The 15,582-nt window shown below is 42.1% G+C and carries 15 protein-coding genes and 1 tRNA gene; 6 read left to right on the forward strand and 10 right to left on the reverse strand.

Annotation, left to right across the window (positions count from 1 at the left end):
* Positions 1 to 214: 214 nt before the first annotated feature.
* From V7L31_RS26490 to argF, 3 genes are all read right to left on the reverse strand, one after another.
* Positions 215 to 1,693 (reverse strand): DNA phosphorothioation system restriction enzyme, encoded by a 1,479-nt coding sequence (locus V7L31_RS26490; protein WP_334699024.1) that lies wholly within the window; start codon positions 1,691 to 1,693, stop codon positions 215 to 217.
* Between the two features lie 64 nt (positions 1,694 to 1,757).
* Positions 1,758 to 2,363, reverse strand: coding sequence for a transcriptional repressor LexA (gene lexA / locus V7L31_RS26495; RefSeq protein WP_104901782.1), 606 nt, complete (start codon positions 2,361 to 2,363; stop codon positions 1,758 to 1,760).
* Between the two features lie 209 nt (positions 2,364 to 2,572).
* On the reverse strand, positions 2,573 to 3,493 hold the full coding sequence (gene argF, locus V7L31_RS26500) for an ornithine carbamoyltransferase (protein WP_334699025.1): 921 nt from the start codon (positions 3,491 to 3,493) through the stop codon (positions 2,573 to 2,575).
* Between the two features lie 202 nt (positions 3,494 to 3,695).
* Between argF and V7L31_RS26505 the strand changes: the two genes are divergently transcribed.
* A tRNA-Thr gene (locus V7L31_RS26505) sits at positions 3,696 to 3,767 on the forward strand.
* On the opposite strand, the gene V7L31_RS26510 is transcribed toward V7L31_RS26505, so the two are convergent.
* On the reverse strand, positions 3,749 to 4,639 hold the full coding sequence (locus V7L31_RS26510) for a LysR family transcriptional regulator (RefSeq protein WP_334699026.1): 891 nt from the start codon (positions 4,637 to 4,639) through the stop codon (positions 3,749 to 3,751). The two genes, V7L31_RS26505 and V7L31_RS26510, sit on opposite strands and share 19 nt — an antisense overlap.
* 151 nt (positions 4,640 to 4,790) lie before the next feature.
* Here V7L31_RS26510 and V7L31_RS26515 point away from each other — a divergent pair, with 151 nt between their 5' ends.
* Positions 4,791 to 5,537: a methyltransferase domain-containing protein gene (locus V7L31_RS26515; RefSeq protein WP_334699027.1), complete on the forward strand. Its 747-nt coding sequence runs from the start codon at positions 4,791 to 4,793 to the stop codon at positions 5,535 to 5,537.
* Positions 5,538 to 5,633: 96 nt separating this feature from the next.
* Here V7L31_RS26515 and V7L31_RS26520 read toward each other — a convergent pair whose 3' ends face one another.
* Positions 5,634 to 6,377 (reverse strand): amino acid ABC transporter ATP-binding protein, encoded by a 744-nt coding sequence (locus V7L31_RS26520; RefSeq protein ID WP_334699028.1) that lies wholly within the window; start codon positions 6,375 to 6,377, stop codon positions 5,634 to 5,636.
* Between the two features lie 277 nt (positions 6,378 to 6,654).
* Here V7L31_RS26520 and V7L31_RS26525 point away from each other — a divergent pair, with 277 nt between their 5' ends.
* A complete protein-coding gene (locus V7L31_RS26525) occupies positions 6,655 to 7,518 on the forward strand; it encodes an Rpn family recombination-promoting nuclease/putative transposase (protein WP_334699029.1) in 864 nt (287 codons plus the stop codon).
* Positions 7,519 to 7,638: 120 nt separating this feature from the next.
* Here V7L31_RS26525 and V7L31_RS26530 read toward each other — a convergent pair whose 3' ends face one another.
* From V7L31_RS26530 to V7L31_RS26545, 4 genes are all read right to left on the reverse strand, one after another.
* Positions 7,639 to 8,790: an amino acid ABC transporter permease gene (locus V7L31_RS26530; RefSeq protein WP_334699030.1), complete on the reverse strand. Its 1,152-nt coding sequence runs from the start codon at positions 8,788 to 8,790 to the stop codon at positions 7,639 to 7,641.
* A 31-nt stretch (positions 8,791 to 8,821) separates the two neighbouring features.
* Positions 8,822 to 9,139 carry a hypothetical protein gene (locus V7L31_RS26535; protein WP_334699031.1) on the reverse strand — a complete coding sequence of 106 codons (318 nt, stop codon included), beginning with the start codon at positions 9,137 to 9,139 and terminating at the stop codon, positions 8,822 to 8,824.
* 5 nt (positions 9,140 to 9,144) lie between these two features.
* The gene (locus V7L31_RS26540) at positions 9,145 to 10,071 is read right to left on the reverse strand and encodes an amino acid ABC transporter permease (protein WP_334699032.1); all 927 of its coding nucleotides are present in this window, start codon (positions 10,069 to 10,071) and stop codon (positions 9,145 to 9,147) included.
* Between the two features lie 112 nt (positions 10,072 to 10,183).
* Complete coding sequence (locus V7L31_RS26545) at positions 10,184 to 11,263, reverse strand: amino acid ABC transporter substrate-binding protein (protein WP_334699085.1); 1,080 nt, start codon at positions 11,261 to 11,263, stop codon at positions 10,184 to 10,186.
* Between the two features lie 643 nt (positions 11,264 to 11,906).
* Here V7L31_RS26545 and V7L31_RS26550 point away from each other — a divergent pair.
* Both V7L31_RS26550 and V7L31_RS26555 read left to right on the forward strand, forming a co-directional pair.
* A complete protein-coding gene (locus V7L31_RS26550; RefSeq protein WP_334699033.1) occupies positions 11,907 to 12,464 on the forward strand; it encodes a hypothetical protein in 558 nt (185 codons plus the stop codon).
* A 78-nt stretch (positions 12,465 to 12,542) separates the two neighbouring features.
* Complete coding sequence (locus V7L31_RS26555) at positions 12,543 to 13,187, forward strand: DUF3318 domain-containing protein (protein ID WP_179066624.1); 645 nt, start codon at positions 12,543 to 12,545, stop codon at positions 13,185 to 13,187.
* A gap of 230 nt (positions 13,188 to 13,417) precedes the next feature.
* On the opposite strand, the gene V7L31_RS26560 is transcribed toward V7L31_RS26555, so the two are convergent.
* Positions 13,418 to 14,215 carry a 7-carboxy-7-deazaguanine synthase QueE gene (locus V7L31_RS26560; RefSeq protein WP_334699034.1) on the reverse strand — a complete coding sequence of 266 codons (798 nt, stop codon included), beginning with the start codon at positions 14,213 to 14,215 and terminating at the stop codon, positions 13,418 to 13,420.
* Between the two features lie 199 nt (positions 14,216 to 14,414).
* On the opposite strand from V7L31_RS26560, the gene V7L31_RS26565 reads away from it, so the two are divergent.
* Positions 14,415 to 15,464 carry an anti-sigma factor antagonist gene (locus tag V7L31_RS26565; protein WP_334699035.1) on the forward strand — a complete coding sequence of 350 codons (1,050 nt, stop codon included), beginning with the start codon at positions 14,415 to 14,417 and terminating at the stop codon, positions 15,462 to 15,464.
* Positions 15,465 to 15,582: the final 118 nt, after the last annotated feature.

Consider the following 15,582-nt stretch of genomic DNA (forward strand, 5'->3'; position numbering starts at 1 on the left):
CAAAACTATTTTTTCAAATTTATAATTTTCTTTGAAAAAAGACTTTATTATTGAATTGTCTTCTGCTATAATTAATATTAACAATCTAGATCATAATGGGATGTAAGTGAAATTTTTAAAGCAACTTACATCCCATTATGATCTAACTCATAGTTTTATTATTTCATACTTAATGCTTCTTTTTTCAAAAATCGAAAAATTTTACAATTGCTCATCAAATATCCAATAAACCATATCGCTTTTGTAAATCAAGTAACTTCATTCTTGCTTCCCCTGCGTTATCAGCTAAATCAGCGAACTCTACAAAGCGACGCAATTCCTTTTTTAACAGATTGCGCTCAACTTCTATAGTTTCTCTATCTAAATCTGGTGGTAAAACAATCATGTCAAATATAGTGGCGCGTTCCTTAGCTGGATGAGGACGTAAAACTCGCCCCCGTCGTTGGATAAACTGGCGGGGATTACCAGAACTTGATAAAATCACCGCAGTTTGAATTGCCGGAATATCAACACCTTCATCCAAACAACGAATTGCCACCAAACCCTGCAATTCCCCACTTTCAAATTGATGGCGCAATATTTCTCTTTCTTGTAAAGTTGTTTGGGCTGTATAGGTGCTTACCTTGTACCCTAAATCTACTCCTAAAATTTTAGCAACAGCTTTAAGTTGGCGTAACGATGAACGTTGTCCTGCATCTTGGGAACCATCACTGCAATAAAAAAGAGTGTGACTAGTTTCGCGGCGAGTTGCCATTAAATCCCGCAAGGCAGTTAATTTATTTTCCGCCGCCCCAATTAATCTTGCTCTTTGCATTAACAAAGGCTTTAAATCTTCATTGTCTTCAAAGCTTCCTGCATCGCCATTTTGTCGATCTCTATATAATAGCGATCGCCCAATTCTTTTAGTTAACTTTAAATAGGCAATGCTTTCTGCTTCAGTTAACTCTACCAGCACCGGATAATAGAGATAATGCACCAAAGCACCTTGAGCGATCGCATCTCTCAAAGTAAACTCTGGCTGGAGAACTGGGCCAAAATAATCAAATAAAGATTGCGTACCAAAATCATCAAAATATCTCTCCGGTGTGGCAGATAAAGCCAATCTCAACCCAACACTACGCGGTAAACTTTCTTCTAACTTGGGTGCGCCTAAATTATGCGCTTCATCCCCAATAATTAAAGTTTTGGCGGGAAAATATTTGAGTTGAGACTGAAACCCATTTCCAATTAAAGTAGAGTTCGTAGTAATCACCGTGACAAACCCTTGAGAACCAGAACGCAGATTATAAATTTGGGTCGAAAGTTGACTTTGCCAAGTGCGTAAATTCTCAAAGGCTAAAATGGGTTGCAAATTAAACTTTTCGCATTCTCGTGCCCATTGGGTAACGAGATGGCGATAGGGACACACCACCACCAGAACTTGTAAATTAATCTGCTGATATAATTCACAAACGATCGCTAATGCGGTAATGGTTTTACCACTACCAGTAGCCATTTTCAGCGTCCCTCTGCCATTGTTGGTAAACCAGCTAGCGATCGCTTGGCGCTGATATTGCCGTAATTGCAGAGACACAGGCATTCTTGGGCATCCTGGTAATGGTTGCGTATAATAACTGCCCCTACTTTCCCTTGCAAACGGTAATTTCAATCGGAAAGTGGGCAGTTGCGGCACTGGATTTTTCGTCAGGTACATATTTATTTAGTCATTGGTCATTGGTCATTGGTACTTATCTTTCCCAATCCCCACTCCCCATTAATCAGTTGTAACCGCGCCAAACACCAATGAGAGAACCTTGCACCTGTACTTGTTGAGCCATGACTTCTATGGGATTGTACTTGGGATTTGCTGGTTTGAGAGTGACGCGATCGCCTTGACGATAAAAACGTTTTAATGTTGTCCCAAATCCATCTACTCTGGCGGCGACGATAGTACCATTTTTTAAATGATTTGGTTCTGCTACTGGACGCAGAAATACCACATCGCCATCAGTAATTAAATCTTCAATCATGCTATCGCCAGCTACGCGCAAAGCGTAGGTTTGGGGAGGTAAATCGAAATTAGAAAAGTCTAAATGATCTACAGCATCAGTAAACGGTTCTATTAAACCACCAGCCGCGATCGTGCCCAAAATTGGTACACCTTGCTTCACAGGACGCAAAATCCGAATTGTTCGCGCTTGTCCTTCAGTCCATTCTATATATCCCTTAGTGCGTAAATGTTCTAAACGACTTTGAATTGGTGCTGGTGACTTCAAATTCATCGCTTGCATCATTTGCCGAATCGAAGGCGAATGCTGATGCGTTCTGATGTATTCTGCTAACCATTCGTAAAGTTCTTGTTGGGCTTCTGTTAGACGTTCCATAAATTTGCGGGAAGTAATTATTAATGTCTCTAGAACATTAGTACTACAAAAAACTCCCGATAACAAGAGAAAAGTAAAAATATAAAAGGCAAAAGCAAAATTATTTTCTTCTCTTTTGCCTTTTGACAAATAAGAATATTACAGGTTAAAGGGTACAGGTTACAGGTTACAAGGAAGAAAACTATACCCTATACCCTGTGCCCTATTCCCTACTTTGCTCCTAAAAGACTTGCAAGTAAAGCTTTTTGAGCGTGGAGACGATTTTCAGCCTGTTCCCAAACTCGTGATTGGGAACCTTCAATAACTTCTTCGGTAATTTCTTCACCGCGATGGGCTGGTAAGCAGTGTAAAACAATTGCCTCTGGTTCAGCAAGGCTCAATAGCTGCTCGGAAATTTGATAAGGCTGGAAAATTGGCAGCCGATTATCTGCTTCTGCTTCTTGTCCCATACTTGCCCAAACATCAGTATAAAGTACAGCAGATCCCTTAACGGCTAATTCTGGATCGTGAGTTAAGAGGACTTCAGTTTTGCTATTAGCGATCGCTCTTGCTTGCTCTACAATCTGAGAATCTGGCTCATATCCTTTAGGAGTAGCAATTCTGACATTCATCCCCACTAAAGCACAGCCCAACATCAGCGAATTAGCCACATTATTCCCATCACCCACGTAGGTTAAAGTTAACCCAGCTAGAGTGCCAAAGCTTTCTTGAATCGTCAATAAATCCGCTAATACCTGACAGGGATGTTCTGCATCAGTCAGCGCATTAATCACCGGAATATTGGCATATTCAGCAAAAGTTTCCAAATCTTGCTGGGCAAATGTGCGAATTGCCAAAATATCCAAATATCGATCTAACACCCGCGCCGTATCCTGCAAAGGTTCCCCGCGACTAACTTGAATGACATTGGGGTTGAGATCGATTACCTGTCCACCCAGTTGATACATCGCCACGGTAAAACTTACCCGTGTGCGAGTCGAAGCTTTGGAGAACAACAACCCCAAGACTTTATTACTCTGCAACTTCAGCTGTTGTGATTTAAGTTGAGTTGCCAATTCTAGAAGTTCTTGAAGTTCCGTAGGACTAATGTCCACCAGACTTAATAAATCTCGTCCGAGCAGTGCTGCCATGCTTATGATCTGTAAAAAATAATTATATATTTCTGTTCCTTTATTCAGCTGTCTAAAGAAAAAACAGTTTTGGAACTGTACCAGATATTTTTGCGTCCAGCCTGAAGAAGGAGATATTTTTTAGCAATTACAGCTAGACAAATAAATTGATTATGGTACAATAAGAAATTGTGGTTGCTAATTAAAAGTAATCGCCAAGCTTGCCAGCATAGCACAGTGGTAGTGCATCCGACTTGTAATCGGAAGGTCGCGAGTTCAAATCCCGCTGCTGGCTTTGATAGATGTACGTAAAAATTCCCTTAGTACAGGTGTGACATTTTCTTGCCGCCACACTATAGCCGTTTCTACTAATGGTGTTTTCTCCTCCAGAGTGCGATAAACTATGCCAACCCTCTGAAGATTTTGCAATGAAGACGGTGCGATCGCAATTCCCATTCCCGCTGACACCAATCCGATAATCGTCTGCATCTGAATCGCTTCTTGAGTCACTTTTGGACTGAAATTTCCTTGCTGACAAAGACTCACGATTTGGTCGTAAAGCCCAGGCCCCAAATGGCGAGGGAACATGATAAAGTTTTCGTTTACTAGCGATCGCACTGAAATCTTTTCTTGTTCAGCTAAAGGATGAGTTTCTAACATAGCCACAATTAGAGCTTCCTGCTGAATGCACTCTTGATTGAGTGTGTTGTCTTCTAAAGGTGGATGGGCAAAACCTACATGAATGCGGCTATCCTGTAGCGCTTGTTCCTGCTGAGTTGTGGTTAATTCTTGCAACACCAACTCTACTTCTGGAAACTGTTCTCGAAACCGCCGCAAAATTATTGGAAGCAAATCATAAGTTACCAAACTGGTAAACCCAATTCGCAGTAGTCCCTTTTCACCTCTTCCTGTTTTTTGGGTTAGCTCAATTGCCTTTTCCAGTTGAGCTAAAAGTTGATAAGCTTCTTGCAAAAAAACTTGCCCAGCTTCCGTTAACTGCACCTGTCGCTTAGTTTTGCGCTGAAACAGTTCTACCCCCAACTGCGCCTCTAGTTGCTGAATTTGCTGGCTTAAGGGCGGTTGAGCAATGTGCAATCGCTCGGCGGCTCTACTGAAGTGCAGTTCTTCAGCAACAGCAATAAAGTAGCGCAGGTGTCGCAATTCCATTTTTTTGATACTTTATAAGTTTCAATTCTCTATAAATATATATTGGACATCTCAAAATTACCTACATATCATACTTATACAGATATCGTAGGGAGTCAAAACGATGCCGGAAAAGTATACTCCAGGCTATTCAAGTAATGCGACGAATTTCATGGCAAAACGCAGCGTAGATACTCATGCGGCGTTTTTTACGCCTTATTTACGTCCAGGGATGAAATTGTTAGATTGTGGTTGTGGCCCTGGTGCGATCGCTTTAGGTTTAGCAAGAGTTATTGCCCCTGGTATGCTTACCGGTATCGATCGCGAAATATCTCAAATCCAGATAGCTGCTGAAAGTGCTTTTAACCAAGGTGTCAGTAATACTAATTTTCTGGAGGGAAATATATATGCTCTACCCTTTCCCGATAACTCATTTGACGCAATCTTTTCTCATGCGCTGTTTGAGCATCTTCAAGAACCTGTGCAGGCGTTACGGGAACTGTGGCGAGTTTTGAAACCGGGGGGAATTGTTGGGCTTCGTAGTCCTGACTGGGGCGGGTTTTTGATTGCACCGTCTACACCAGAACTGGAAAAAGCATTTTCTTATTACAAGTGGCTCCAGCAGCAGAATTCTGGTAATCCTAACGTGGGTAGAGAGTTACGCGCTCTGTTGCGCCAAAGTGGGTTTACTAATATCAAAGCTTCGGCTTCTTATCAATGTTATGAGCCGTTGAGTGAAGCTACAGAATATTTGGCGCTGCGAATTGAGGCTTCTGCAAAAGAAGATCGAGCTGTAGAGAAAGGTTGGACTGATGAGCGATTGCTTACAGCAATGAGTAATGGTTTGCGGGAATGGAGTCAGCACCCAGATGGATTTTTTGCTGCTGCTTGGTGTGAAGTTGTGGGACAAAAGGGTTAGAAGTTAAACGCAGAGGGGAGGCAGCGCGTTGCGGGGGTTCCCCCCGTTGTAGCGACTGCCGTCGCGCAAAGTTGAACGCAAAGTAGCGCAGAGGTTTTAGAGAATTTGTGACAAAAATTTGCGTGTTCTTTCTTCTTTGGGGTTGTTGAAAAATGCGTCAGGGGTGGCTGACTCGACGAGGAAACCGCTATCCATGAGAATAACTCGGTCGGCGACTTCACGGGCGAATCCAACTTCGTGGGTGACAACTACCATTGTCATTCCATCACGGGCTAAACCTCGCATTACATCCAAAACTTCTCGTACCATTTCTGGATCTAAGGCTGAGGTGGGTTCGTCAAACAGCATAATTTTGGGTTGCATAGCTAAAGCACGTGCGATCGCCACCCGTTGCTGTTGTCCACCAGATAACTGTCCTGGATATTTTTGCGCCTGTTCTAAAATACCCACTCTTTCTAAGAGTTGCATCGCCAATTCTTCGGCCTTTGCCTTTAGCGATCGCCGTACCCAAATTGGTGCTAGAGAGATATTTTGCAGTACTGTCAGATGAGGAAATAAATTAAATTGCTGAAATACCATTCCCACCTCTTTGCGAATAGTTTCAATATTTCGCAAGTCATGACTGAGAGTAATCCCATCAATTTCAATTCTTCCCTGTTGGTATTCTTCTAAAGCATTAAATGTGCGGATAAAGGTAGATTTACCGGAACCAGATGGCCCCATCAGCACTACTACTTCTCCACGATTGACTGTCAAGCTCACACCCTGAAGAGCATGAAACTTTCCATACCACTTGTGAACATCTTCCGCAATAATTATTGACCCTTGTTTTGTTGTCACAGATTTGCACCTCCAAATTTTTTAGTAAATTAGCGATGTCTCGCTACAAGCTGATGAAATGAATATCAAATAATTGCTGATTTTAGATAGTAACAATAATTTTTAACATACTAATCAATAATAACCCTAATTAATCAGATTTTATAGCGCGATGCCTATTTGCTATTGTGCTAGGGAACAATATCACCACATTACAAAACCACTCATAAATAAAATTTATGCCATAAGTACTACGAAGATATATTATGAGTTCAAATAAATTTTTTGCAGTCCATAGATGCGCCGAGACTCAATTTTCTACAAACTCTTTCAACAATCCCCAAGCTTATTATTTGAATTGTTGACAAATCCCCCAGCCAATGCTGATAATTATCGCTTTGATTCCGTAGCTGTCAAGGAACCCAAATTTGAAATTGATGGTGTGTTTCTTCCACCTGATAGTGCTAATGGCGGGGTTGTATATTTCAGCGAAGTTCAATTTCAAAGGGATGAAATGCTCTATGAAAGGCTATTTGCCGAGTCGTTATTGTATTTCTATCGCAACCGGATGAGATACAGTGATTGGCAAGCGGTAGTAATCTACCCATCCCGCAGTATCGAACAAAGTAATAGTTATCCCTACCGCGCATTTCTTAATAGCGAACAATTGTATCGCGTTTACTTGGACGAGTTAGGAGATATTCGCGAATTACCTTTGGGTTTAGCACTCATGGTACTGACTACGATAGAAGAAAATGCAGCACCGGCAGAAGCTAGGTATTTGCTAACCAGAACATATCAAGAAGTGCCCCAAGTATCAAGTCGCGCCATAATAGAATTGATAACGACCATAATGGTGTACAAATTTGAACAATTGAGCCGAGCCGAGGTGGAAATCATGTTAGGCATAACTTTACAGCAAACGAGAGTTTATCGAGAAATTAAAGAAGAAGGACGACAGGAAGGACGACAGGAAGGAGAACAGGAAGCAACTATTAAATTGATTGTTCGACTCTTAACTAAGCGTCTTGGGCAAGAACTGTCTGAAGAAATGCAAGCAACGATTTCTCATTTACCCTTAACAGTACTTGAGAATCTAAGTGTTGCTCTGTTGGATTTTAGCAGCTTGGCAGATTTACAAGCTTGGTTAAATGCACAATAAATTACACGACTGACCAAACGAAGTAAAAGTTAAAGATTAAAAGGAGTCAGAATACTAGAACCATTCTAAATTCTGGCTCTTAATTTTTTCTGGGATAATTTATTTTTTAAAATCTCTGAACTACTGACTTAACTGTTTTTCTAATCGCCGAGAAGCTAACGACATGGAGTAACAAAATACCCAGTAAATAAATCCAATAAACAGATAAACTTCTGCATAGCGGCCGAGAAACTGTGGTTGTGCCAATATTGAACGGGCAATACCTGTAAGTTCCACCAATCCTACTAAAGATAAGAGTGAAGTGTCTTTAAATAAGCCAATAAATTGACCAACGATCGCAGGAATAACACTACGTAAGGCTTGAGGTAGGACAATTAATATCACTACTAAGGGTGTATTTAAACCTAGTGCTTTCGCAGCTTCAATTTGCCCGCGAGGAATTGATTGGAGTCCACCACGCACGTTTTCTGCCATATATGCGGCACTAAATAGTACTAGTCCAGCAATTGCTCTTAATACCCGATCTAAACGCACATCTGCTGATAAAAATAAGGGAAGCATCACCTGAGCTAAGAACAAAATTCCAATCAGTGGTACTCCCCTAATAATTTCAATATACAGGATAGAAAACCAACGGACTACAGGCAAATTGCTTGTGCGCCCTAAAGCGAGTAAAACCCCAATGGGAAAGGAAAGTACAATACTCACTGCTGCCATTAGTAGGGTAAGTAGCAAACCGTTCCATAAATTTGTAGGTACAGGCTGCAATCCAAATCCACCACCAATTAGCCATAAAATTATTGGGAAAGACAATAACCATAATAGGGAAAGCCAAGGACTTAGTACCTTAGTAAACTTTCCTCCAACCCAAAAACCTGCAAATACTAAAACTGCAATTAACAATAACCAAAGGCGGGATGTAAAATCCAGTGGTAAAACAACTAACAAAACGCCGATGATAAAAGCAAACAAAGAAGTTCCCCGCTTTGTTAACTGTTGTTTACTAAAGAATACACCGCCAGTTATAGCGCCTAAACTCGAAGCGATCGCAAGCACAATCCAAGTTCGCCAATATAGCGTTTGCGGAAATCTGCCAACTAGAAATAAACGTAAATTAACCTGAATTATCGCCCATTGTGCTTGAGTAGTTGCCCAAGTTAGAATTCCTCGCACTACCCAAAACAGAAATACTAAACAGACAACAGTTAATAAGCTGTTATACCAAGTACTAAACAGGTTTTTACGGAGCCAAGTTAATTTGTCATTAGTCATTTGTCATTGGTCATTTGTCATTGGTCATTGGTCAAAACTCATATTTCAACCTTAAAGGTGCAACTTCCAAGTTCAAAGGCGCAACTTCCAAGTTCAAAGGCGCAACTTCCAAGTTCAAAGGCGCAACTTCCGAGTTCAAAGGTGCAACTTCCGAGTTCAAAAGCGCAACTTCCGAGTTCAAAGGTGCAACTTCCGAGTTCAAAGGTGCAACTTCCGAGTTCAGAGGCGCAACTTTCGAGTTCAAAGGCGCAACTTCCGAGTTCAAAGGTGTAACCTCCGAGTTTAAAGGTGCAACTTCCGAGTTCAAAGGCTCAACTTCCGAGTTCAACTGCTTCCTTGTCCCCCTCATCACCCTTATCTTTCTTTAATTTGCACGCTGCGATTGAATAAATTCATCACTACAGAGATAGTCAAACTCAAGGTGAGATAGGTGAGAATAATCAGTAATATCACTTCTACAGCTTTCCCAGTTTGGTTAAAAGTGGTGGAGGCGACAAAATAAATATCGGGGTAGCCAATCGCGATCGCTAAACTGGTATTTTTGGTCAAATTCAGATATTGACTCGTTAATGGTGGAATGATTACCCGCAAAGCTTGGGGAAAAATTACCAACCGCATTACTAACCCTGGTTTTAATCCTAGCGATCGCGCTGCTTCCCATTGTCCCTTCGGTACTGATTGAATCCCACCTCGCACAATTTCTGCAATAAATGCACCTGTATAAAAAGTTAATCCCAACAGCAACGTAGAAAACTCTGGTGATAGGGTAAACCAAGGAAATTCTAAGCCATTTTGACTAACACCAATAAAACCCCAAAGGGATATCTTATTTTCTGTTTTGGGAAAACTGATAAAAACAGCAAAGTACCAAAACAGCAATTGCAGCAGTAAAGGCGTATTGCGGAAAACCTCTACATAAACCATCGTGATATTCCGCACTAGCCAGTTGTCAGAAAGTCGGGCAATCCCAGCACTTACCCCAACAATGGTTGTCAGAAAAATTCCTGCGATCGCCACCCGCAAAGAGTTAATTAACCCCACCCACAAAGCACGACTGTAGGTATCAGTGGGTTTGTAGCTAATCAGCGTCTCGCCAATATCAAAAGATGCCTGTTGCTTAAGAAAATCAAATCCAAACGGAATACCCAATTGCCGCAAATTGCGCTTGAGATTACCCCACAGTATTACTATTACAACTACTGCTAAAAATACAGCAACTAATTGCAAAGCAATCCTCCAAAAACGGACATCACGCCATATAGACGGTTTTAAATTAGTCATTTATTATTTCTCCCTCCCCTGCCCCCTTGCTCCCCTGCCCCCTTGCTCCCCTGCTCCCCTGCCCCTCTGCTCCCCCTGCCCCTCTGCTCCCTGCCCCCTGCCCCCTGCCCTTCTACCGAAACGGTGGAGAATAAAGCAGTCCGCCTTTGTTCCAGAGTTGATTTTGACCACGAGCTAGATTCAGTTTTGTCTTGGGGCCGAGGTTGCGATCGTAAATTTCGGCGTAGTTACCAACGTGCTTAATTATTCTGGCTGCGAAGTCGTTAGTTAAGCCGAGTCCTTCGCCAAGGTTGCCTTCGGTTCCTAAAAAGCGCTTAATATCTGGATCTGTACTAGTAGCAAACTGACCTATATTCTGGGAAGTAATGCCCAATTCTTCGGCTTTTACTAGAGAATAAACCACCCACTTAACAGCATCACTCCACTTAGCATCCCCTTTAGCAACTGCTGGCGCAAGGGGTTCTGAAGAGATCACTTCATTGAGAATCACGTTATCTTCTGGTTTGGGTAAAATTGTACCCCGCGAAACTAATGCTGAACGATCAGCCGTAATCCCGTCGCAACGACCTTCAGTATAAGTAGCAAAGGTAACGTTAACGTCTTCAAAAACAACGGGTTTGTAAGTGATGCCCCTTTTCCGCATTTGGTCTGCTAAGTTCTGTTCGGTAGTAGTTCCAGTTTGAACGCAGATGGCTTTATTCTTGAGGTCTGTCAGGGACTTAATGTTACTACTTTTGCGAACCATGATGGCTTGTCCGTCGTAAAAGACCACAGGTGCAAATTCTAGACCTACTGTGGTTCCGCGACTAAGTGTCCAGGTAGTGTTGCGGCTGAGAATGTCTACTTCTCCAGTTTGCAAAGCTGTAAACCGCTCTTTGGAATTGAGATTGCGAAATTCTACTGCATCTGGCTTATCAAACAAAGCTGCGGCGATCGCTCGACAAACATCGACATCGATGCCACTGTATTTACCATCGGTTCCCACAAAGCTAAACCCTGGTACTTCACCACTGACACCGCAAATTATCTGGCCGCGTCTTTTAATGTTATTCCAGCGATTTTGATTTTCTGGTGCAGCTAGAGTACTGCCTGGAGTGCCGGGTGTACTTGCTGTTTTTCCTGAATCTCCATCACAAGCCGCGATCGCAAAAACTAAAGGTGCGATCGCAAAAACTAAAGCTGATTTACGCATGAACTTCATAAATTACTAGATCAAAGAATTGTATTGCTCACTACAATCATTTAGTGAAAACAATTTGTTGCTTGTAATATAAAACTGTACCAGCCTATGTGCTATATTCATTCGCTTTTAAAAGCGGTAATTGAAGTTTTTACTTATATATTCAAAAGCCTCAGATGCTATGGGGAAATTATCTCAACTTGGCTTCAGCTTTCAAATTTGATTAAAAATCCTGTCATCATACTCGATATAACAATACACTCATTCAACCTAGAAGAGAATATTAAAACTTAAGTGAGTTAGTGATATATCCTTCACTGACTAAGATTTTAAAAATAGTGATTATTGCTTCTTTAAGAAGAAGCTAATAAGCAACAATCCATAAAAAAATATCATTCACAACGCCGAACGATCATCTATTCTTCTTATCTTTGCAATGCCAAACACCCAGGGATTGGGGACTAGGGACTAGTGATTGGGATATTTTTGCTAATGCCCAATCCCCAGTACCCAGTACCCAGTACCCAACCCCCAATCCCCAATCCCCTTGCACACTTCTATGCAATCAGAAGTATCCACACCAACCCAAACAACTACCCCTAGCAGGTTAAACTAGGTCTGGTAACAACTGCTCCACGTTCCTTATGAGGCTTTTATGGGAGCTAACCTCGAACAGATTGCCAACTATTTAGACAACCTTGGCTGGGACTACCGTTTTGATGATGAAGAAGACCGAATTATAACAGGTGTGGAGGCTGACAACCTAGAAGATTTCCTAATAGTTGTCCAGTTGGATGAAGAAGGAAAATTTTTTCGGGTATTTGCGCCTCAAGTTCTGGCAGGAATCCAAGACCATCCCCACAAGGCAACTATCCTACAGACGATGCTTGCCATTTCTTGGGAAACCAAAATGTTGCAATGGGAATATGACCCATCTGATGGTGAAATCCGTGCCATTATTGAGTTTCCTCTAGAAGACTCGATTCTTACAGAAAAGCAATTTCACCGTTGTCTGAGTGGGTTAATTCAGATTGTAGATGGCATAGCGATACCTCGCCTGAAAGAAGTAATGGCAACAGGTCTCGATCCGGGGAATATAGAACTTGGGGAAAGACTGTTACTCAGTATCCAAGAAGAAGCCCCAGGATTGTTAGATTTACTAGAAAAAGCAATGGAAGCGCGAAAAAAGCGAGGAAGTTTTCCTAGTGAGTGAGACGGATCATCACTTAAATAGCTATACTCCAAAGTGATACCCTCACTATATACATGAAATTTTCTGGGGCTGGATATTATGACATCCTACGCAACCTCCTCTGCCAAAGCGGAAATGAGTGAACTACGGCGGTTGAAAGGCTTATTACCGCCAGAATTGCAAAGCTGGGTTACGGTTGAAGGCACAACTGAAGTCAATCCACCCCTGGTTCGCTGCGAAGAAATTGGTAAAGACCAGGTAGAAATTCAAATTGACTTGGTGAAATGGGATGCCCTCGCAATGGATCAGCGTAATCTGCTGTTTTGGCATGAAGTTGCTCGCGTTCAAAATGACACAATTCCCAAAGATGGTTGGGAAATGGCAGCACTAGCCATCGGTTTAGGTGGTGCTGTAGGCGAATTGTGGGTACAAGATGGATTGCTGCTGGTATTAGCTTTGTCGCTTTGTGGTGTGTCAGGCTGGCGACTGTACCAAAAGAATAATGGGGAAAAGCAACTAAGAGAATTGCTCAATGCTGATGAGAAAGCGATCGCCTTGGCAACTCGTTTTGGTTATAGCCTCCCCAATGCCTACAAGAGTCTTGGTAGCGCCTTAAAAACCCTGATTGACAATACTCCTAGTAAGCGCCAACGGTCAAGATACGAAGCAAGACTCTCTGCCCTCAAACGCAGTGCCAATAAGGCAAAAGCTAAATCTAAAACTCCAGATGAGGACTCACTGTAATTAGTTAGGAGTTAGGAATTATGGCGTTGCTGATTGCGGTATGAAAAATAATTTTGCGTTATTTCAAAATCCTTGTAGAGACGTTGCAATGCAACGTCTCTACATCCAAATTCATACCTCGATTCAGCAACACCGGAATTATGAGTGAAATCCAAACTTCAAACTCCTCATTCCTCGCTCCTCACCAAATCTTACTTTTTTCTTGACTACATCTTTATCAAAATCAAATTTTACAACTGGTTCAGCATTTTATGCGTCTGGGGGATCACACGGACATGCTTGAGAAACCCCTTCATCAAAGCTTGCCAGGTCAAAACTTGATCGCTCGAAGGCGCTAGTACAGGGATTGAGGAAAATTGTTCTGACACTGCCAAAGGCGTAACAGGTTGTAAAAATACTGAGATATCTGGACTAACCTCTGCCACCAAGGAAGCTGAACGTTCCAACTCGGCGGGATCTGTGTTTTGAGACACAATTATCTTGACAAAAACATTTAAATATGAGTCATAACATAACTGGAGAGATTTACTATGTTCTTGCCAATGACTTTCGCCGCTAACACTGGGCAATTTAAAATCCATGCCTACGGAGTCTAAGTAGGGGAGAATCATTGCTAGTTGTTCTGGGCGATGTCCGCCAGTTTCTAAGTATATAGGTAGGCCAGTTATGGCTCGCACTTGGGGTAGAAACTGCGTTAAAAATGGGGCATGAAGAAGTGGTTCGCCTCCGGTTAAGCTAATGCTATCGTGTAGACAAGGTAGATTTTGCTGTTCCACCCATTCGAGTAATATGGGTAATGGGACAGGGTTAGAGTGGATTTCAAAGTCGCGCAATCCAGGCGAGCGCTCTATCCGACAAGTATCAGGTGCATTCCAAGTGTGGGCGCTATCACAAAACTGACAGCGCAAATCACACAAAGCAAAACGAATAAATATTTGACGCGTCCCTACATTCAGTCCTTCCCCTTGAATGGCAGAAAAGACCTCAATCAGGCGTGCGGTAGGTGTAACCGTATTTTTAGCAATCATAAAATGAGAGCAACGCAATCGCGCTGCGTCGACACAACAGCAAGGATGTTTTTTGGCTTCTTGTTCTATTGTGAATCGTCGCTAGCGATCTCCAATCTCAGCCCCGGTAAATAGCAATTAGTCCTAATTACTACTGATTCCGATATTTAGGTTAGGTAATTTTGTAGGACAAAATAATGTTTGGCAGATTACATTATACATGGCAACGAAAGTGCAGAGCTTCATGACTAGCCAACCGACAGAGGTCGATTTTCCAGTTAATTCCCTAAACGACACCGCTATAGTGCAGGTGCCGACGCGGTTAAGTGTGCTGGAGGCTTTAGGCTTTAAGCAAACCTGCCAAGGCTTAATCCAGACCAATTCGCATCCCAAGCACATCATCATTGACTTTCACCAAACTACTTTTATGGATAGTAGTGGTTTAGGTGCCCTGGTCAGTAATTTTAAATCCGCTCAAGCGAAACAGATTACATTAACACTGCGGAATGTAACACCTCAGGTAATGGCAGTCCTAAAACTCACAGGATTGGATCAAGTTTTTCCCCTTGAACCTGTGGATGATGTGTCGCTAAGAGAACCAGAAGACTTAGTAGATAATCGGAAGACAACTCCCCGAAAAGTAGAGCCGTTACCCGCTACTCACCCTTCTGTGGCATCTTGGATGAAACGGTTCTTAGATATTATCGGGTCAATAGTCGGTTTATTAATTACAGGAGTTTTGTTTATTCCCATTGCGATCGCTATTCAAATTAACGATCCTGGGCCCATTTTCTTTAGTCACACCCGTTGTGGTTGGATGGGGAAGCGGTTTGAGATTTGGAAATTCCGCTCTATGTGTGTGGATGCGGAAGCGAAGAAATCCCAAGTTAAAAACCAAGTACAAGGTGCTTTTTTCAAGAATGAAAATGACCCCAGAATTACCAAGGTAGGGCGCTTTTTACGGCGAACTAGTCTTGATGAACTACCGCAATTTTGGAACGTCCTCAAAGGAGAAATGAGTTTAGTCGGCACTCGACCACCGACACCCGATGAAGTGGAACGCTATGAAGTACCGGAGTGGCAACGTTTAGATGTGAAACCCGGTATGACTGGCGAATGGCAAGTAAACGGCCGTTCTACAGTCCGTAGTTTTGAAGATGTAATTCGTCTGGATTTGCAGTATCAAAAAAATTGGAGTTTGGTGTACGATTTAAAGCTAATTTTCAAAACTATAGCTATTCTATTTAATAGAAACAGTGGTGCTGTTTAGCTAATTACCCTTATTCACAATTTTTTGGTAACTTTCAACTTTCGCAATAATTCTTAAATACACCCAAGCCCGTAATGGGCTTGGGTAAATTTTAGGTTTCTACAGCACCAAGTAAGTA

Origin of the sequence: Nostoc sp. (genome assembly GCF_036916655.1) — a bacterium.
Classification (GTDB): Bacteria; Cyanobacteriota; Cyanobacteriia; order Cyanobacteriales; family Nostocaceae; genus Nostoc.

Coding starts and splice junctions, on each gene's coding strand:
- V7L31_RS26540 (WP_334699032.1), bottom strand. CDS start 10,071: ATGACTAATTTAAAACCGTCTATATGGCGTGATGTCCGTTTTTGGAGG.
- V7L31_RS26565 (WP_334699035.1), top strand. CDS start 14,415: ATGGCAACGAAAGTGCAGAGCTTCATGACTAGCCAACCGACAGAGGTC.
- V7L31_RS26530 (WP_334699030.1), bottom strand. CDS start 8,790: ATGACTAATGACAAATTAACTTGGCTCCGTAAAAACCTGTTTAGTACT.
- V7L31_RS26555 (WP_179066624.1), top strand. CDS start 12,543: ATGACATCCTACGCAACCTCCTCTGCCAAAGCGGAAATGAGTGAACTA.
- V7L31_RS26525 (WP_334699029.1), top strand. CDS start 6,655: ATGCGCCGAGACTCAATTTTCTACAAACTCTTTCAACAATCCCCAAGC.
- V7L31_RS26550 (WP_334699033.1), top strand. CDS start 11,907: ATGGGAGCTAACCTCGAACAGATTGCCAACTATTTAGACAACCTTGGC.
- V7L31_RS26535 (WP_334699031.1), bottom strand. CDS start 9,139: ATGAGGGGGACAAGGAAGCAGTTGAACTCGGAAGTTGAGCCTTTGAAC.
- V7L31_RS26490 (WP_334699024.1), bottom strand. CDS start 1,693: ATGTACCTGACGAAAAATCCAGTGCCGCAACTGCCCACTTTCCGATTG.
- V7L31_RS26560 (WP_334699034.1), bottom strand. CDS start 14,215: ATGATTGCTAAAAATACGGTTACACCTACCGCACGCCTGATTGAGGTC.
- V7L31_RS26515 (WP_334699027.1), top strand. CDS start 4,791: ATGGCAAAACGCAGCGTAGATACTCATGCGGCGTTTTTTACGCCTTAT.
- argF (WP_334699025.1), bottom strand. CDS start 3,493: ATGGCAGCACTGCTCGGACGAGATTTATTAAGTCTGGTGGACATTAGT.
- V7L31_RS26545 (WP_334699085.1), bottom strand. CDS start 11,263: ATGCGTAAATCAGCTTTAGTTTTTGCGATCGCACCTTTAGTTTTTGCG.
- lexA (WP_104901782.1), bottom strand. CDS start 2,363: ATGGAACGTCTAACAGAAGCCCAACAAGAACTTTACGAATGGTTAGCA.
- V7L31_RS26510 (WP_334699026.1), bottom strand. CDS start 4,639: ATGGAATTGCGACACCTGCGCTACTTTATTGCTGTTGCTGAAGAACTG.